At 38.3% G+C, this 17,927-nt stretch carries 17 protein-coding genes; 7 read left to right on the forward strand and 10 right to left on the reverse strand.

The genetic code is table 11. The features are described 5' to 3' along the window. Position 1: 1 nt before the first annotated feature. On the reverse strand, positions 2-3,361 hold the full coding sequence (gene dnaE, locus ACQ5H4_RS16125; RefSeq protein WP_430776026.1) for a DNA polymerase III subunit alpha: 3,360 nt from the start codon (positions 3,359-3,361) through the stop codon (positions 2-4). 138 nt (positions 3,362-3,499) lie between these two features. Here dnaE and ytrH point away from each other — a divergent pair, with 138 nt between their 5' ends. Both ytrH and ytrI read left to right on the forward strand, forming a co-directional pair. After that, positions 3,500-3,841: a sporulation membrane protein YtrH gene (ytrH, locus tag ACQ5H4_RS16130; RefSeq protein WP_430776126.1), complete on the forward strand. Its 342-nt coding sequence runs from the start codon at positions 3,500-3,502 to the stop codon at positions 3,839-3,841. Position 3,842: 1 nt separating this feature from the next. Then, positions 3,843-4,349, forward strand: a complete 507-nt coding sequence (gene ytrI / locus ACQ5H4_RS16135; RefSeq protein WP_430776027.1) for a sporulation membrane protein YtrI — start codon at positions 3,843-3,845, stop codon at positions 4,347-4,349. Between the two features lie 33 nt (positions 4,350-4,382). On the opposite strand, the gene ACQ5H4_RS16140 is transcribed toward ytrI, so the two are convergent. After that, positions 4,383-5,315, reverse strand: a complete 933-nt coding sequence (locus ACQ5H4_RS16140) for a DHH family phosphoesterase (RefSeq protein WP_430776028.1) — start codon at positions 5,313-5,315, stop codon at positions 4,383-4,385. Between the two features lie 115 nt (positions 5,316-5,430). Between ACQ5H4_RS16140 and ACQ5H4_RS16145 the strand changes: the two genes are divergently transcribed. Beyond that, positions 5,431-5,739, forward strand: coding sequence for a YtpI family protein (locus ACQ5H4_RS16145; protein WP_430776029.1), 309 nt, complete (start codon positions 5,431-5,433; stop codon positions 5,737-5,739). 38 nt (positions 5,740-5,777) lie between these two features. Here the strand turns inward: ACQ5H4_RS16145 and ACQ5H4_RS16150 are convergent, their stop codons facing one another. The 3 genes from ACQ5H4_RS16150 to ACQ5H4_RS16160 form a co-directional block, all read right to left on the reverse strand. Beyond that, positions 5,778-7,097 (reverse strand): DRTGG domain-containing protein, encoded by a 1,320-nt coding sequence (locus tag ACQ5H4_RS16150; protein ID WP_430776030.1) that lies wholly within the window; start codon positions 7,095-7,097, stop codon positions 5,778-5,780. 111 nt (positions 7,098-7,208) lie between these two features. Next, on the reverse strand, positions 7,209-7,451 hold the full coding sequence (locus tag ACQ5H4_RS16155; RefSeq protein ID WP_430776031.1) for a hypothetical protein: 243 nt from the start codon (positions 7,449-7,451) through the stop codon (positions 7,209-7,211). Positions 7,452-7,549: 98 nt separating this feature from the next. Continuing rightward, positions 7,550-8,230 carry a metal-dependent hydrolase gene (locus ACQ5H4_RS16160; RefSeq protein WP_430776032.1) on the reverse strand — a complete coding sequence of 227 codons (681 nt, stop codon included), beginning with the start codon at positions 8,228-8,230 and terminating at the stop codon, positions 7,550-7,552. Between the two features lie 116 nt (positions 8,231-8,346). On the opposite strand from ACQ5H4_RS16160, the gene ACQ5H4_RS16165 reads away from it, so the two are divergent. After that, positions 8,347-9,444: a M24 family metallopeptidase gene (locus ACQ5H4_RS16165; protein ID WP_430776033.1), complete on the forward strand. Its 1,098-nt coding sequence runs from the start codon at positions 8,347-8,349 to the stop codon at positions 9,442-9,444. 43 nt (positions 9,445-9,487) lie between these two features. On the opposite strand, the gene ald is transcribed toward ACQ5H4_RS16165, so the two are convergent. Then, positions 9,488-10,606, reverse strand: coding sequence for an alanine dehydrogenase (gene ald, locus ACQ5H4_RS16170; protein ID WP_430776034.1), 1,119 nt, complete (start codon positions 10,604-10,606; stop codon positions 9,488-9,490). A gap of 151 nt (positions 10,607-10,757) precedes the next feature. Between ald and ACQ5H4_RS16175 the strand changes: the two genes are divergently transcribed. Next, entirely contained in the window at positions 10,758-12,836 is a 2,079-nt protein-coding gene (locus ACQ5H4_RS16175) for a transglycosylase domain-containing protein (protein ID WP_430776035.1), read from the forward strand. A 43-nt stretch (positions 12,837-12,879) separates the two neighbouring features. Here ACQ5H4_RS16175 and ACQ5H4_RS16180 read toward each other — a convergent pair whose 3' ends face one another. Further along, positions 12,880-13,050 carry a hypothetical protein gene (locus ACQ5H4_RS16180; RefSeq protein ID WP_430776036.1) on the reverse strand — a complete coding sequence of 57 codons (171 nt, stop codon included), beginning with the start codon at positions 13,048-13,050 and terminating at the stop codon, positions 12,880-12,882. Positions 13,051-13,162: 112 nt separating this feature from the next. Here ACQ5H4_RS16180 and ACQ5H4_RS16185 point away from each other — a divergent pair, with 112 nt between their 5' ends. After that, complete coding sequence (locus tag ACQ5H4_RS16185) at positions 13,163-13,609, forward strand: universal stress protein (RefSeq protein WP_119709383.1); 447 nt, start codon at positions 13,163-13,165, stop codon at positions 13,607-13,609. A 22-nt stretch (positions 13,610-13,631) separates the two neighbouring features. On the opposite strand, the gene argH is transcribed toward ACQ5H4_RS16185, so the two are convergent. Further along, a complete protein-coding gene (argH, locus tag ACQ5H4_RS16190; protein WP_430776037.1) occupies positions 13,632-15,026 on the reverse strand; it encodes an argininosuccinate lyase in 1,395 nt (464 codons plus the stop codon). Further along, positions 15,023-16,228 (reverse strand): argininosuccinate synthase, encoded by a 1,206-nt coding sequence (locus ACQ5H4_RS16195; protein WP_430776038.1) that lies wholly within the window; start codon positions 16,226-16,228, stop codon positions 15,023-15,025. Before ACQ5H4_RS16195 ends, argH begins: the two co-directional genes overlap by 4 nt. Positions 16,229-16,439: 211 nt before the next feature. On the opposite strand from ACQ5H4_RS16195, the gene ACQ5H4_RS16200 reads away from it, so the two are divergent. Continuing rightward, a complete protein-coding gene (locus ACQ5H4_RS16200) occupies positions 16,440-16,754 on the forward strand; it encodes a hypothetical protein (protein WP_430776039.1) in 315 nt (104 codons plus the stop codon). Between the two features lie 29 nt (positions 16,755-16,783). Here the strand turns inward: ACQ5H4_RS16200 and ACQ5H4_RS16205 are convergent, their stop codons facing one another. Then, positions 16,784-17,920, reverse strand: a complete 1,137-nt coding sequence (locus tag ACQ5H4_RS16205) for a metallophosphoesterase (protein WP_430776040.1) — start codon at positions 17,918-17,920, stop codon at positions 16,784-16,786. Positions 17,921-17,927: the final 7 nt, after the last annotated feature.

A 17,927-nucleotide genomic window follows, 5' to 3' on the forward strand; every position in this document is an offset into this window, starting at 1 on the left:
ATTATTTCAAAATGACATTATCTGAACCTAGCAGCGATTGGATTTCCTTCAATAGTACCGTTGTGGGTTGCACATAATCCTCTTTCCCAAGCCTTATACTTTTCCTCGTTTCTTCGTAGTAAAGAATAACAGGTGTACCGCCACTATGCCTATTTAACAATTTCTTTAATGCGTGCAAGAATTCACCTTGTTCTTGATGCTTTTGTATTTTTAGATATAGTACGTTTTTACCTTCCACCGCTTCTTCGACTCTAACAACTTCCTTGGCCGATGATATAATGAGTTGCTTTGCTCCATTTCGTTCTTCGATTTTCCCGTCAAAAATCACAATATTTCCTTGTTGTAAGAGAATAGAAAATCTTTTAAGAACAGTAGGAAACACAACCGCCTCCATATCACCACTTTGATCCGATACAGTCAAGAAAGCCATCGTTTCTCCTTTTTTTGTACGGATTTTCTTCAATTCTGTAATATAGACCAAAACCCTTATATTTCTTCCTTCGTTTGAAATAGAGGAAATTGCCGTTGCTTGTTCCAACTTTGCTTCTCTTTCATAAATCGAAACAGGATGGTCCGAAAGATATAATCCTAGTGCCTCTTTTTCCTGCCTTAATTTATCTTCAGCCCTTATCGGATCAACTGTTACATACTTTGGTTTCAAGAAAAACTCATCATCTGAAAATAAATCTCCTTGCTGAGCATCATCCGGATTTACCAACTGTGCATGATCTAAAGCAACGTCAAGGCTAGCCAACAGCACCGCACGGTCTTCTCCGAATTCATCGAAGCTACCTGAATGAATGAGCGTTTCTAATGCCTTGCGGTTAACTGATTTAGCTGACACTCGAATACAAAAATCAAACAGGTCCGTAAATTTTTTGCTTTTTCTAGCGGTGAACAAACCTTTTAAAGCAGTAACACCTATCCCTTTTATGGCGGTAAGACTATATCGAATCGCATGATTTTCCACTAAGAAGGTATAGCCGCTTTTGTTAATAGATGGTGGCAAAATTTGAATACCCATTTCTCGACATTCTTTGATATATTGGGCGATTTTTGATTCATTACCGATTACCGAAGACAATAACGCAGCCATAAAATACACTGGATATTTCGCTTTAAGATATGCAAGTTGATACGCAATCACACTGTATGCAACCGCATGGCTCCTATTAAATCCATAGTTTGCAAATTTTACGATAAGATCGTATACCTCATTGGCAATGCTTGTCTCATACCCCTTTGTGATTGCTCCTTCAACAAAATGCTGTCTTTCTTTATCCAGAATTTCTTTTTTCTTTTTTCCAACTGCTCTCCTTAATAAGTCGGCCTCACCTAAGCTAAAGCCCGCCATCGTTGAGGCAATTTGCATGATTTGTTCTTGATACACGATGATTCCATACGTATTTTCAAGTATCGGCTGCAAATCTTCATGTAAATACGAGATATGCTCTTTCCCATGCTTTCTATCTATAAACATCGGAATATTTTCCATAGGTCCGGGACGGTAAAGAGCGTTTACCGCAACAATATCTTCAAAATTTGTTGGCTTTAACCGTTTTAATACGTTTCTCATCCCTTCAGACTCTAATTGGAACACTCCCGTCGTTTCTCCACGGCTTAACATGGAAAACGTCTCTTGATCATCCAAAGGGATCGATTTTATATCAAGATTGATCCTTGCCCTCTTTTTTATCATATCAATAATAGATTCTATGAGTGTTAAATTCCTTAAGCCCAGAAAATCCATTTTTAAAAGTCCAACCTCTTCGAGAACGTCCATCGCATATTGAGTCAGATACACAGATTGACTGCCCTCACTTATGGGGACAGTGTTAACAAGCGGTTCTTCAGAAATCACTACCCCTGCTGCATGGGTGGAAGTGTGCCTTGGAAGTCCCTCTAACTTTACTGCGGTCTCAAACAGCCTTTGGTTTGTAGGAGATTCATTGACAAATGCACGTAGCCTTTCCGACTGAGCATAGGCGTCTTTTAATGAAATTCCCAGTTGCGAAGGTACTGTTCTTGACAGACCTTCGAGCTCCTTTGTATTCAATCCAAAGACTCTTCCAACATCACGAAGGGCCGCTTTCGCTGCTAGCGTACCAAAAGTAACGATTTGAGCCACATGTGCTTCTCCGTACTTATTAGCAACATATTCTATCACCTCATCGCGGCGATGGTCTGGAAAATCGATATCAATATCAGGCATTGAAATACGTTCTGGATTTAAAAACCTTTCAAATAACAAATCGTATTTTAACGGGTCAACATCCGTAATGTACAACACATATGAAACCAATGATCCTGCTGCCGAACCTCTACCTGGACCAGTTAATATATGCTTTTCACGTGAAAACCTCATAAAATCCCAAACAATTAAAAAGTAATCAGCAAATTTCATTTTCTTTATTACGTTTAATTCGTATCGTAATCGATCTGTGTGTGATTCGGTTACATCGCTGTACCTTTCAGTAAGTCCTTTCATGCAAAGCTTTTCTAACAATCCTTCTGCCGTTTCCCCCTCTACTGTTGGGTACTTAGGAAGCTTTTGCTTATGTAGCTCTACCATAACATTACACTCTTCAGCAATTCGCCAAGTATTTTCTAACGCTTCAGGGAAGTCTGTAAAAAGGTCAACCATTTCTGAGCTCGTTTTTAAATAATATTGGTCTGTCTCCAAACGTTTCCTGTCATCATCCTGTAACTTCTCTCCATTTTTTATGGCTAACAAACACTCATGGGCAAATGAATCAGATTGTTGTAAATATCTAACATCATTTGTGACAACTGTTTGTACCGATTGAGAGTTCCCTAGAGCAATGACTTTGTTTAAAAGACTTGTTTCAGTAGGAATGTGATGATTTTGTAACGACAGATAAAAGCTTTCTTCTTCAAAAATATGTTTATATAACTCCACACATTGTGCTGCTTTTTCTTCATTATTCTCTATTAAATACGATTCGATTTCTCCCGCACGGCCAGGAGAAATCGCAAATAATCCTCTTGCATAATGCCTAAGCCATTTTAATGGAATACCTTCCTTGGACTTCGTTTGTACAACACTCGAAATTTTCATTAAGTTTTGGAATCCTACCTGATTTTTCGCTAAAAGTACAAGCGGGTGCGCCTTATTGGAAGTTATTTCACTTTTAACATCCACTGTAAGTCCAATGATCGGTTTCATCTCATGCTTTAAACATTGCTTATAAAAGGTGACTGCTCCATGCATGACATTAAAATCAGTTAATGCAAGCATCGTAAATCCCTTTTCTTTTGCTCCCTTTACCAATTGTTCAACGGAAGCTGTGCTTGATAATAAAGTAAACGCACTTTGCACTTGAAGGTGAACAAAAGACATAAATATCACACCCTAACTGCTTCATTCTTCTTTTATTATATGGGCATAGACGTAAAAAAGAAAATATGTTCGCTTCATGATAGCTCATATTTTTTTGAGTTTGTCCATATGATGTATCAATACTTATATTTTGTGGAGATGATTCTTGTGAGCGAACAACCGTATATATCGATTTTAATAGATGCCTATTTTATAGCTCTAGGTGTTTTATTAGGTGGGGCGCTCATTGGTGGGCTATCCGCATTCTTGACCGGTAAACCAATGCTAACCGAAATTTACCGAATATCCACTTCGATACGGATTTGGGCAATTATTGCTGCGATAGGTGGAACATTTGATACCGTCTATAGCTTTGAAAAAGGTTTTTTAGATGGAGGTACGAAGGATATCTTTAAACAATTCCTGCTCATTCTTACTGCTATGGGTGGTGCACAAACGGGAGCAACGATCATTAACTGGTTAACTCAGGAGCATATTTAATATGAGAATCCCGCCTTTCTACCGACTTCGTGCTGTCCAGCAGTTTATTGCAGGAATGGCGTTAGGTGGAGTAATCAGTTGGTGTGTATTTCTTTATATTTACGGAGATTGGCAAGAAACCTACTCAAAAGAGCTGAAGCAGCAAGAAGAACGTGTAAAGGATTTAGAAAAGGAAAAAAATATTTGGCAAAATGACTATCGTGAACTTAATAAGAAAAACGAAGAACTTCTAATCGTCCAAGATATAAAAATTAAAATTAATGTGAATCAAAAATACGAATTAGATTCCTTTAGCATTTATGAGGTGGAAGAGGCCATTAAAGAGGATATCAACCCACTATTAAAGATGGATATAGATACTGCTTTTAAAAGTAGTGATTGGGTGAAAAAGGTCATTGAAAATCGGACACACAAAATAAATGATAAAAGATATCAATTAAAAGTAAAGGAAATTGTGTTTTATACTACGTTGTCCATTCAACTTGAGATGCAATTAGCGAATAATTAAGGTAGGAACGAAAACGAGTTCCTACCTCTTCTATTACTTACATACTTCTTCAATATCCTTCATGACATGTGGTACTTCATCCCATGAATAGATAGAGGCTCCAGCTGCAAGAGGATGACCGCCACCTTTATATTTTTTAGCCACTCCATTAATAACTGGACCTTTTGATCGAAGGCGAACACGAATTTGATCACTTTCCTCAATAAAGAATGCCCATGCTTTAATTCCTTGTACACTTCCTAGTGCACTCACAAGTAGGGAGGCATCTGCTGCCCTTACATCGTATGAAGCAAGCAGTTCCTTTGGAAGGATCATGGATGCAACGCCATTTTCGTTCATTTCAAAATTTTGAAGTACATAGCCATTCAATTTAACAACATTCATTGGTAATTCGTACATTCCGTCATACACTTCTGTACGAGAGAAATTATATTTTATCAACTCGCCAGCATATTGGAATGTGCGATCATTCGTACTTGGGTAAAGAAATCTCCCCGTATCTCCAACAATTCCTGCATACAATAATCTTGCTGCTTGATCTGACATTTGTAAGCCCTTTTCTTGACCATACAAATAAAGTTCATAAATCATTTCACTTGTTGAGCTAGAAGTCGTATCTACCCACACAATATCACCATATGGATCCTCGTTTGGATGATGGTCTATCTTTATTAATTTGTCTCCAGATAGATATCTTTGGTCACAAATACGCTCTTGATTTGCCGTATCTGTCACAATAACTAGAGCCCCATTATATGTATCATCGCTTATTTCATCAAGCCTTCTTAAGTAATGTAAAGACCGCTCTTCTTGCCCCACTGTGTAAATCGTTTTGTCCGGGAAAGAAGCCTTTAAAACTTCTGCCAATCCCCCTTGTGATCCATACGCATCTGGATCTGGACGAACATGTCGATGGATAATAATGGTATCGTACTGTTTAATCGTTTCAATTATTTGATCTTTCATTGCTGGTCTCCTTTTTTTCCTAATACTCTCTTTTTAACACAAAAAGAGAAAAAGTAGAAATTATTTTATATACAAGGTAGAATAATGGGAGAATGTCGAAGCTTGGAGGAATGATATGCCTATTTTTGTCATTATTATTGTAATATCTATTATGTTTTATATTTTTTATAAAATCCAATTCTTTCGTTCCAACCGTCCGGCAGAAAAGAAATGGATTTCCGCAAAAAGCAATATTGCTCTAGGATTATTTATTGCATCCTTTGGAATGAATCGTATCATGATCTCTCAATCCACTGTAGTATATATCATAGGAGCAGTTTTTATCGTCCTTGGAGCATACAATATTTGGGGTGGGATAAAAGCTTATAAGTATTTCCTTCCTCTTGCAGCAAAGGAAGCAAATGAATTAAAAAAGCAAATGTAAGTACGGGAGTTGTTCATTTAAAGAACAACTCCTTTTTCCTAGTGTCGATCAATGAGCTGGCACATCATCATCGCTTTACCAACTAAAACATTTTCGTTATATACTTCCACATCGACCTTTCCGAATTTACGGCCAACCTCTAGCACTTTCGGATAAATTTCTAATACACTATCCATTTGGACTGGTTTTAGAAAATAAATCGTCATATTTTCAACGACTAGATCACCTTTTTTATATCCTCTTAAAACACCATTGGCTGCCTCTGTCACAATAGTAGTGAAAACACCATAGGATATCGTCCCAATCGAGTTAGTCATTTGGGGGCTTACTTCACAGCGGAGAACATCCTCGTTCTTTGTTTTTCCTTTCGTGACAACTAGCTGATTTGTAACGATGTCATCAATCGTTTCTCCTACTTGAGGCTGTCGTTGAATCATCTGTAAAGCCTTTAGTACATCCTGTCTGCTAATGATTCCCTCTAAGCGATTATTGTCGTCAACAACTGGAAGGACCTCGATTCCTTCCCATACCATCGAATGAGCACAGGAGGCAACACTTGTTTTTCCAGTAACAGTCATCGGATTTTTTGTCATGATTTTTTCAATGCTTGTAGTATCTCCAATTCCCATCACGTCCTTTGAAGTAACCATCCCTTGCACCTTCATTTGGTGGTCGACTACCGGAAAACGACTATGTGTGGTTTCACGATTTTTTTCATGCCAATCTTCAATCGTATCCGTTGTTTTTAAATAGATTGTCTCGTTAATCGACGTTAATATATCTTCAACAAGAACAATTTCTTTCTTTATTAACTGATCGTAAATGGCACGGTTTATCATTGCAGCAACCGTAAAGGTATCATAGCTAGTTGAAATGATAGGCAGCTGAAGGTCATCAGCCAACCTTTTCACTTCATCCTCTGTATCAAAACCACCAGTGATGAGCACGGCAGCTCCAGCATTTAATGCATACTCATGAGCCTTCGTCCGGTTCCCAACAATGAGTAGATTGCCTGCACCTGTGTAACGCATCATTTGTTCAAGCTTCATCGCACCAATGACAAACTTATTTAACGTTTTATGTAAACCCGCACGTCCACCGAGAACTTGTCCATCAACAATATTTACTACTTCTGCAAAAGTTAGCTTTTCAATATTCTCTTTTTTCTTTCTTTCAATTCGAATCGTTCCTACACGTTCAATCGTACTCACATACCCTTTATTCTCTGCATCCTTTATGGCACGATATGCTGTTCCTTCACTCACATTAAGCGCCTTGGCAATTTGCCTTACTGAAATTTTTTCACCTATCGGTAGTTCATCAATATATTGAAGAATTTGCTCATGTTTTGTAGCCAAGACCTTCACCCTTTATAAATTCTGTATTTTCTATTAGTTTGGTATTTATCCTTTTATTATAAAGCGTGAAGGGGCTTGATTACAATTTGATTTCTCTTTGCTGATAGGTAATTAGTAGGCTCGCAGCTTTTTTCTTACCTGTTTTTTTGATAAATGAGCTTGAGTAGCGGTTTTCTTCTTAGGCGCATACATGATGGCCGACAAATTACCAGCGATTACGAAAATGGCTAATAGTAACCATGCCACAGAGAAAACACCTGCCGAGCCTGCGTTATACGCTGATAATTGTGGTACTCCGTAATAAAGCATCACACCACAGGATAGCAAACAAAATAAGTATCGATTTTTTTTCATATTTTAGAGCTCCTTTCTTGTCCAATTAGTAAAAATGTATGCAGAAAAATAAAAAGTAGTCGATGAATTCATCTATGATGATTCACCGACTACCTTTTCTATAATTCTATTGACTGACCTACTTCAAGCACGACTCCAACTCCTGTTGGAAGCATGTTAATAAATGCTTGTGGATCTTGCTTAAGCAATGGGAAGGTATCAAAGTGAATAGGTACAACCTTCTTCGCTTGGAGAAGTTCCGCTGCATAAGCCGCATCGTCCGGTCCCATCGTGAAATTGTCCCCGATCGGCAGGAAAGCTACATCAATTTGATTTCTGTCTCCAATTAGTTTCATATCTGAAAATAGTCCTGTATCGCCAGCATGGTAAATCGTCTTTCCGTCAATCGTTAAAAGGACACCTGCAGGCATACCAAGGTAAACGATTTCATTTTTCTCGTTTATGTACCCTGACCCGTGAAATGCTTGGGTTAGCTTTACTCTACCAAACTCAAAACTAAATCCCCCTCCGATATGCAATCCGTGTGTTCGTATCCCTTTTGAACTTAAATAATCTGCCATTTCTGCTGTTCCGATTACTAGCGCATTATTCTTTTTCGCCAGTTCAACGGTATCCCCAAGATGATCATTATGTCCATGAGTTACAATTATCACATCTGCTTTTACTTCCCCTACTTTTAAATCGGTTGCTGGGTTTCCATTAATAAAAGGATCAAAAAGAATTCTCGTTCCGTTTGCCTCAACTAAAATAACTGAATGTCCATGAAAGCTAATTTTCATTTCTCCACACTCCTTTTGACTTTTCAATTTCCTTATACCCATATTTTACTACCAATATAAGTTTACTTTCAAAAGTAATGTTGTTACTCTAAATTTATAGTAGAGGGGGAATAATTGTGACGGATAAACTGCACACAATAGCAGAATGGCTTAAACAAGAACAAATTGACTTTTGCTTTTTAACGAACCCTGACAGCGTGTTTTATGTAAGTGGATTTTTAAGTGATCCCCACGAAAGATTACTAGGTGTAGGTATTTTCCAAAGTGGAGACCCATTGCTTGTTTGTCCTTCCATGGAGAAGGAAGATGCAAAGAAGGCAGGCTGGGGATATGATATTATCGGATATACGGATATCGAAAATCCATGGACATTGATACATAAGCTTTGTTACGATCGAACGAAGTCTGTAGAAAAAATAGCCATTGAAAAAGAACATATGAATGTGGAGCGCTACGAGCTTATTGGTTCCCTTTTTCCACAAGCTTCCTTTCTTCCTGCGGAGGAAAAGCTCCGCAAATTACGGATGGTAAAAAGCGAGAGTGAAATTTCTACGATTCGTGAGGCGTGTGCCCTAGCTGATTACGCAATTGAAGTGGGATGTTCCGAAATTGCGGAAGGGAAAACAGAACTAGAAGTATTAGCAGCCATTGAATATGAATTAAAGAAAAAAGGTGTTTCAGAAATGTCTTTTTCTACCATGGTTTTGACGGGGGAAAATGGAGCTTCTCCTCATGGAAACCCTGGATTGACTAAAATGAAAAAAGGCGATCTTGTTCTTTTTGATTTAGGAGTCATTGTTGACGGATACTGTTCAGATATTACTCGTACCGTTGCTTTAGGTGATATTAGTGACAAGCAAAAAGACATCTATGATACCGTATTAAAAGCTCAAGCCGCAGCTATCGAAGCTAGTAAGCCTGGTGTCACTTGTCAATCGGTCGACCTTACTGCAAGAAATATTATTTCAAATGCCGGTTATGGGGAATATTTTCCTCACCGACTCGGTCACGGGCTAGGAATAAGTGTTCATGAATATCCATCACTCACAGAAACGAATACACTATTACTTGAAGAAGGAATGGTTTTTACGATCGAACCAGGGATTTACGTTCCTGGAGTAGCGGGTGTAAGAATTGAAGATGACGTTCTTGTTACCTCCAATGGGGTTGAGATATTAACAAAATTCCCAAAAGAATTACAAATAATAAGATAAAGAAAAGCTCCTTGAACATTTTTCAAGGAGCTTTTCTTGTATTCTATTTTTCTAATAGTTCACGAGAAGCTGCATACTCTAATCCATGAGCTTCTGCCACAGCTTCATAGGTTACATACCCTTCAAGGGTATTGATTCCTTTTAATAATGCTTCATTTTCAAGACAAGCTTTTTTGTAGCCCTTGTTTGCAATTTGTAGTGCATATGGTACCGTTACATTTGTTAAAGCCATCGTTGACGTACGCGGTACTGCGCCTGGCATGTTTGCTACAGCATAATGCACAACGCCATACTTTTCATATGTTGGCTTATCATGTGTGGTAATACGGTCCGTCGTTTCAAAAATCCCACCTTGGTCAATGGCAATATCGACTACAACCGAGCCTTGTGACATAGACTGAATCATTTCTTCTGTTACAAGCTTAGGTGCTTTCGCTCCTGGTATTAACACAGCACCAATGACTAAGTCAGAGCTCTTTACTTCTTCAGCGATATTGTAGTGGTTAGACATTAGGGTCGTCACATCACTTCCGAAAATGTCATCAAGCTGACGAAGTCGGTCAGGACTAAGGTCGATAATCGTGACACTTGCACCCAGTCCAATCGCCATTTTTGCTGCATTTGTTCCTGCAACTCCACCACCAATAATGGTTACCTTTCCTCTACTCACACCTGGTACACCAGCAAGAAGAATTCCTTTCCCGCCATGTACCTTCTCTAGGAATTGGGCACCAATCTGTGTAGCCATTCGTCCAGCTACTTCACTCATTGGAGTTAATAGCGGAAGGCTTCCATTGGAAAGTTGGACCGTTTCATAGGCAATTCCAACTACTTTGTTTTCGATTAATGCCTTTGTTAATTCTGGCTCTGGAGCTAAATGTAAATATGTAAATAAAATCAATCCTTCTCGGAAATACTGATATTCCTCTCGAAGTGGTTCTTTAACTTTCATTACCATATCCATCGACCACGCTTCTAAAGCGCTTTCAACAATGATGGCACCAGCATCCTCATAATCAGCGTCACTAAAACCTGATCCAAGACCAGCCCCTGTTTCAATATGTACTACATGCCCAAACTTCACTAAATTAATAACACCAGCAGGAGTCATAGCGACTCGATTTTCGTTGTTCTTTATTTCTTTAGGAACTCCAATACGCATGCCTTACCCTCCAAAATATGTAATCAGTGATCATGAAGCCGATAATAAATATACCACTTTTTTATTATAGGAATAAAGAGATTTCTATCATCCTTTGACATAATTTCCTGTTATAATGGTCATAATTTCATTTTTAAAGGATAGGTATTCAATGGAACGATTCGAAACATTTCGTAATGCAATCATTCGTTTTTGGAGAAACACACATATTATCCAATTTTTATTATTACTTCTTCTAGTTTTTGTATTATTTGCGATTCTTTATTTTGCTTTCATCGCTAGTCAAGCAAATGTACAAACCTTAAAGGAAGGATTAAGACAATCAACTGTTATTTACGACAAGGATGGAGATTTGGCTACAGAGATTAGCACTAACCGAAACAAAGGTGTGGAGATTTCAGATCTCCCTGATTATGTTGGCAACGCAGTTGTTGCTATAGAGGATCACCGCTTTTATGACCATAATGGTTTTGACCTGAAAGGTATTACTAGAGCATTCTTTAAAAATTTACTGGCTGGTCGTATTACGGGAGGCGGTAGTACATTAACTCAGCAACTAACCAAAAATGCCCTACTCTCCCCTGAGAGAACATATAAAAGAAAAATTGAAGAATTATTTCTTGCCCTTGAAATTGAAAAAAAGTACGAAAAAGAAGAAATCCTTCAAATGTATATGAATCAAGTATATTTTGGACATGGGGCATGGGGAATTGATCAAGCAGCTGCCAAATATTTTAATAAAAGTGCTACTGAATTAACTATTAGCGAATCCGCGTTGCTTGCCGGACTTCTCCAAGCACCTTCTGCACGTAATCCATTTCAAAATTACGATGCAGCTATTGAACGCAGGGATGTTGTACTCGCAGAAATGAAGGAAAATACATTTATCACTGAGCAGGAGTATAAGCAAGCCATAGATGAAAAGATTGTTCTTGAAGAAGGTGGCGGCAGCTTTCTAGATCGAAAATACCCTTCCTATACAGATGCGGTTCTTGACGAAGCGATATCCAAATATGGCTTAACACAGGAAGAAATATTAACTAGAGGGTACAAGATTTTTACAGAAATGGACCAAAACCTTCAATCCTCTCTTGAAACCATTTATTCGAATAATAACAATTTTCCTAGAGGCAAGAACGATGCGATTGTTCAAAGTGGTTCTGTACTTCTAGATCCGTCAACTGGTGGGGTAAGAGCCCTAGTTGGAGGACGTGGAGAATCGGTTTTCCGTGGATTTAATCGGGCGACCCATTTAAAGACACAGCCAGGATCGACATTAAAGCCATTAGCTGTTTATACCCCAGCCCTTGAAGAAGGGTATACCTTATCCTCCGTGTTAGAAGATAAGCAGCAAGCATTTGGTGACTACCAACCCGAAAATTATAATAAAACATATACAGATGAAGTTCCAATGTATGTTGCGATGCAGGAATCTTTGAATCTCCCAGCCGTTTGGCTTCTAGATCAAATAGGATTAAACAAAGGAATAGAATCGTTAAATAAATTTGGTATTGCACTCCAGGAAGAGGATGAGCATTTAGCGATTGCACTCGGAGGTATGAACGAAGGAACCTCTCCGCTCCGATTAGCTGCCGCTTATTCCGCCTTAGCCAATAAGGGGAAACGTGCCGATGATCATCTTATAACAAAAATAGAAGGTCCAACGGGAAATATTATCGTTGAACATAAAAAAAAGGTTGTACAAGTAACAAGCAAAAAAGTCGCTAATGAAATGACCTCCATGCTTTTAAATGTTGTGGAATCTGGAACAGGTACCGCTGCACAAATTAATGGAACACCTATTGCTGGGAAAACAGGTTCCACCCAGCTAAGCTTTTCAGGCGTTGATGGAACAAAGGACCAATGGTTTGTCGGGTATACTCCTGACCTAGTGGGTGCCATCTGGATTGGTTATGATCAGACCGACCAAGATCATTATTTATCCGGTTCAAGCTCAGATACAGTCGTTCCAATCTTCAAGAAAATTATGGAGTCGGCCATTCCATATACGGATCAAACACCCTTTACGGTGAAATCTGTAAATGCTAGAATGCAAGGCGAACAAGACGCAGAAGAAACGCAAGAAGCAATTAAGGAAAAAGCAGAAAAGATTGAGCAAGTAATTAAAGAAGAAAGCTCAAAATGGAGCCAAGTGATAGATAAAATGAAAGAAGACTTAAAAACAGCCGGACAATTGTTAAAAGAAAGACTACAAGAACTAAAGCAATAGTTTTGATTAAAAAAGGAAGCCAAAGGGCTTCCTTTTTTCATTACTACTCCGATTCATTCCCAATCATGCTATCATACTTTTCATTGTCAAACTGACCGTTAGGCTGATCAATGACACCACTATTATAGGCATCCATAATTTGTTCACTAACACTACTCTCGCCTTGCTGGTCGTAAATATAATGCGATTGCCCTTTCATCTCTTCCTTTTTCATTTTTTATGAGCTCCTTTAAAGTGTATTTTCCCGCCTATATTATTTTTCGAAAAATTGCTACAGATATACATGAATTGGGTATTGTATAATAAAAGTAAAGGAGGAGATGAACATGAGTCTTACGTATAAGAAGATATTAGTTGCTGTGGACGGTTCTAAAGAAGCAGAATGGGCTTTTAAGAAATCAATCGAAGTAGCCAAAAGGAACAATGCAACTATTTTATTAGCTCACATCATCGACACTCGAACTTTTGCAACCGTTGAAGCCTATGACCGTACGATTGCGGAACGAGCAGACAAGTTTGCTACGGAGCTTATGGAAAGCTACAAAGAGCAGGCATTGAATGCAGGCGTTCAACATGTAACCTACGAGATCGATTATGGTTCTCCAAAGGTGAAAATTCCCAAAGACTTAGCGAAAAAGCATGAAGTAGATTTAATTATTTGTGGAGCAACAGGATTAAATGCGGTAGAACGATTTTTAATCGGAAGCGTTTCCGAACATATTACCCGTTATGCGCGCTGTGATGTTTTGGTTGTACGTACAGAAAAAGAATAAATAACGTAGAAAAGCACGCTATTTAATCATTAGCGTGCTTTTCTTGATTTATCTTTGATTTTGCTTTAAGTATAGCCTCTTCGACCTGAGCAAACCCTGTTCCTCCTGCTGAGTTTCTACGTTTCACTGCAGTGACTGGATTTAACACCTCATATATATCATTCTCGAATAATGAATTTGCTTCCTTATATTGCTCGAGAGGTAAGTCAGCTAAATAGCATTGACTTTGAACGCATGTAAGCACTAGCTTTCCTACGATTTCATGAGCTTCACGGAACGGAATTCCTTTCCCTGATAAATAATCAGCAAGCTCTGTCGCATTAGAGAAGTCCTGCTTTGTAGCAACTTCCATTTCGTTCACATTCACTTTCATGGTTTCAACCATTCCAGCAAAAATCTTCAGTGAGCCAGTAATGGTCTTTACCGTATCGAACATGCCTTCTTTATCTTCCTGCATATCCTTGTTGTAAGCAAGCGGCAGACCCTTTAAAACCGTTAACAAACCAAAAAGATTGCCATATACTCTTCCTGTCTTCCCACGGATTAACTCAGCCATATCAGGATTTTTCTTTTGCGGCATAATACTAGAACCAGTTGTAAAGCTATCATCAAGCTCAATAAAGCGAAACTCTTGACTTGACCATAAAATAAACTCCTCAGCAAGTCTTGATAAATGCATCATCAAGATAGAGCTTCCAGACATAAATTCCAATATAAAATCTCGATCACTAACTGCATCTAAACTATTCTCATAAATACTCGAAAACTCTAGTAGGCTAGCTGTGAGTTCACGATCAATAGGAAAGGTCGTTCCGGCTAAAGCTCCTGCACCTAGTGGAGATTTATTAATTCTCTTAATACTTTCTTGGAATCTCTCTTTGTCACGCTCAAGCATCCAAAAATAAGCAAGCAAATGATGAGCAAATGAGATAGGCTGCGCTCTTTGTAAGTGTGTATAGCCTGGCATGATAGTTTCCACATGCTTTTCAGCCTGCACTAACAAACTTTGCTGCAGTCCTTCAATCAATTCAACAACATGCAAAGTTTCCTTTCGTAAGTACAAATGCATATCGGTTGCCACTTGGTCATTTCTACTTCTTCCTGTGTGGAGCTTTCCACCAACAGGACCAATTAATTGAATAAGCTGACTCTCAAGATTCAAGTGAATATCCTCTAATTCTACTGAGAATTCAAGCTCATCATTGATTGCCTTTTCTTGTAAAACTTTTAGCCCATCTGTAATTTGTGCTGCTTCCTCGTACGATATAATACCGCACGAAGAAAGCATACTTACATGTGCTAAACTACCTTGAATATCTTCTAGGACTAGCTCTTTATCAAAGGAAATGGAGGCTCCAAATTCGTCTACCCATTCCTCTGCTGTTTTGGTAAAGCGTCCTCCCCAAAGCTTTTTCACACAGTCACCTTCTTTTGTTGCACTTGAGATTGTACCTTAGTTGGCAGACCCCATAGCTGAATAAATCCTACCGCTGACTGATGATCAAACTGATCTTCTGCTGTATACGTTGCTAATTTTTCATCATACAAGGAGTACTCTGACTTTCTTCCCTCAACAATCGCATGACCTTTAAATAGCTTCACACGAACGGTACCAGTTACATACTTTTGCGTTTCCTTAAGGAATGCTTTTAAAGCAGTAGTTAGTGGAGAGAACCAAAGTCCATCATAAATCACTTCAGCAATCTTTTTGCTAATAACCGGCTTAAAATGTGCTACTTCCTTAACAAGCGTTAAATCTTCAAGCTCTTTATGTGCTTTTAATAATGTCATCGCTCCTGGGCACTCATACACTTCACGAGATTTAATACCCACAAGTCTGTTTTCTACATGGTCGATACGGCCAACACCATGCTTACCAGCCAATCCATTTAATTCTAAAATAAGCTCTGAAAGTGGGTAGTTTTTTCCGTTTAGGCTAACAGGAACTCCACTAACAAACTCAATTTCAACAACATCCGCTTGATCTGGTGTTTGCTCAAGTGGCAATGTAATATCGTATGCACCTTCAGGTGGTGCTGCCCAAGGATCTTCTAACACTCCACATTCAGCTGCTCTACCCCAAAGATTTTGGTCAATAGAATATGGGCTATCTAAGTTAATCGGAATTGGAATTCCGTTGTTCTTTGCATACTCAATTTCTTCTTCACGAGACCAGCTCCACTCACGTACTGGAGCAAGAACCTTTAAATCAGGGTTTAACGCAGAAATGGATACTTCAAAACGAACTTGGTCGTTTCCTTTTCCTGTACAACCATGCGCTACTGCAACTGCTCCTTCTTGCTCAGCAACTTCTACTAATTTTTTTGCAATTAGAGGACGAGATAGTGCTGATACAAGAGGATACTTATCTTCGTACATCGCTTGTGCTTGCAGTGCAATTAATGCATATTCATGCGCGAATTCTTCTTTTGCATCAATAACGTACGATGATACCGCACCCACCTGCAATGCTTTCTCTTTAATAAAATCTAGATCTTTACCTTCTCCTACATCCAAACAACACGCAACTACTGCATACCCTTGATCTTGAAGCCACTTTACTGCTACTGATGTATCTAAACCTCCTGAATAAGCAAGAACAACTTTTTGAACTGACATGGTAATCCTCCTAATATCGAATAAATATTCAAATGATTTATATTTTTATACTTTAATAATATGTATACAAATGTAACAAGTTTTCTCCCTATTTTCAATACTTATTCTTAAAAATGTATAAAAATTTATTAAATTATTTATACAGCTTCCTTCTGGAAGGCATGAATGGACTGTAGTAAAATGGTTATTAGATGAAACGGAGGATCTTTCAATGGAAAAACACTTTGAATTAAATGAGAGATTAGGTATCAAGCTCCCTACTTTGCATAAGAACTGGGAGGATTATACCTTTCATACACAGCAAAGCATTCTGTTGGAGTGGGAGAAAATAAGAGGACATATTCCTGATCGAATAGCAGAACTAGAAGACCATATTAATAAGAAGCAAGCCTCTTTATCAGATGAAAGTGATTTTCAGAAATCATGCCAATTAAATACGGAAATCGCAGAACTCGCTTCCATCATTAATGATCTTTGGTTATGGTACCGAACAAATCAGGATATCGGTGGGAAAGCTCACCATTAAAAAGAACCTTCAGACGCCTGAAGGCTCTTTTATTCTTTATTATTTTTTATATACTCAAGCGTGTTTGAATGATCGTTTCTCAAAGCATCAATAATTTCCTCATCAGGCTGGACAAGAGGCACCTTTTCTTTTCCTGATTTTTTATAAATCGATCTTACCTCTGATCGAGAATCTACTACCTTCCACACATCATTTATCTTCCTGATTGATAAATCAATCATCCCTAAATGATTCCCCCAATATCCAGCTTGAACTAATGGAGTATTATGGATGGTCCCTTTTTCAATATTAATAAATTGTTGCTGTAAAAAATAATCATCGTTCGGAAATAGAGAATGGCTATGACCATATAGAATCGCATCAATTCCTTCCACTTCAGTTAACGCCATTACACTATTTTCTCTTTTGTTTACTACTCCCTCATCGGCAGCCAGACCGGCATGGGCTAGAACAATAATGATATCAGCACCTTTCCCCTTCATAATCGGTATGAAATGCTTAGCTGATGACACCATGCTTTTTATTTTTATTTTCCCTTTAAAATGCTCCTCATCCCACTTTGCTGCAATAGGAGTAATTAACCCAAGTACACCAACCTTGATATTTTGCTCAACCCCCATTGTATCTGTGAATCTTTTATCTAATATCATGTACGGATTAAAATAGTTGATATCATCAAATGGGTGTAAATTATGGTCTTCCACATAAATATTTGCATTCACATATGGAAAATCAGCTCCCCGTAAGCTCGTTTGCAAGAAGTTTAATCCGAAATTAAACTCATGATTTCCAAGTGTTGCCCCGTCATATCGGAGACGATTTAACGCCTTAAATGCTGGATGGATAAAGCTTTGGTCAAATTGATACGTTTTAGAAGCAAGCTCAGCTAATGCACTTCCTTGAATTAAATCACCATTATCAAATAGAAGCACATTTTTTGCTTCCTTTCTTGCTTCTTTAATCAAACTTGCCGTCCTTGCAAATCCGAATTCGATTGTTTCTTGATTGTTTCGATAATCATAATCCATCATATAACTATGTAGATCTGTCGTTTCCAGAATACGTAGCTCGATTGACGGAGGAACTGGCTCTTCTATTGCCATCATTTGCTCAGCAGGTGATGCAATAAGTAAGGCAAAAATAGCGAAAAAGAATAAATTTCTCATCTACCCA

Origin of the sequence: Bacillus coreaensis (assembly GCF_050586445.1) — a bacterium.
Classification (GTDB): domain Bacteria; phylum Bacillota; class Bacilli; order Bacillales; family Cytobacillaceae; genus Robertmurraya_A; species Robertmurraya_A coreaensis.

Excerpts from the sequence above, each read along its gene's own strand:
- ACQ5H4_RS16140 (WP_430776028.1), bottom strand. The coding sequence starts at position 5,315 with ATGAAAGATCAAATAATTGAAACGATTAAACAGTACGATACCATTATT.
- ACQ5H4_RS16195 (WP_430776038.1), bottom strand. The coding sequence starts at position 16,228 with ATGTCAGTTCAAAAAGTTGTTCTTGCTTATTCAGGAGGTTTAGATACA.
- ald (WP_430776034.1), bottom strand. The coding sequence starts at position 10,606 with ATGCGTATTGGAGTTCCTAAAGAAATAAAGAACAACGAAAATCGAGTC.
- ACQ5H4_RS16180 (WP_430776036.1), bottom strand. The coding sequence starts at position 13,050 with ATGAAAAAGGAAGAGATGAAAGGGCAATCGCATTATATTTACGACCAG.
- ACQ5H4_RS16155 (WP_430776031.1), bottom strand. The coding sequence starts at position 7,451 with ATGAAAAAAAATCGATACTTATTTTGTTTGCTATCCTGTGGTGTGATG.
- dnaE (WP_430776026.1), bottom strand. The coding sequence starts at position 3,361 with ATGTCTTTTGTTCACCTTCAAGTGCAAAGTGCGTTTACTTTATTATCA.
- ACQ5H4_RS16205 (WP_430776040.1), bottom strand. The coding sequence starts at position 17,920 with ATGAGAAATTTATTCTTTTTCGCTATTTTTGCCTTACTTATTGCATCA.
- ytrH (WP_430776126.1), top strand. The coding sequence starts at position 3,500 with ATGATTCTTGTGAGCGAACAACCGTATATATCGATTTTAATAGATGCC.
- ACQ5H4_RS16175 (WP_430776035.1), top strand. The coding sequence starts at position 10,758 with ATGGAACGATTCGAAACATTTCGTAATGCAATCATTCGTTTTTGGAGA.
- ACQ5H4_RS16145 (WP_430776029.1), top strand. The coding sequence starts at position 5,431 with ATGCCTATTTTTGTCATTATTATTGTAATATCTATTATGTTTTATATT.
- ACQ5H4_RS16200 (WP_430776039.1), top strand. The coding sequence starts at position 16,440 with ATGGAAAAACACTTTGAATTAAATGAGAGATTAGGTATCAAGCTCCCT.
- ytrI (WP_430776027.1), top strand. The coding sequence starts at position 3,843 with ATGAGAATCCCGCCTTTCTACCGACTTCGTGCTGTCCAGCAGTTTATT.
- ACQ5H4_RS16185 (WP_119709383.1), top strand. The coding sequence starts at position 13,163 with ATGAGTCTTACGTATAAGAAGATATTAGTTGCTGTGGACGGTTCTAAA.
- ACQ5H4_RS16160 (WP_430776032.1), bottom strand. The coding sequence starts at position 8,230 with ATGAAAATTAGCTTTCATGGACATTCAGTTATTTTAGTTGAGGCAAAC.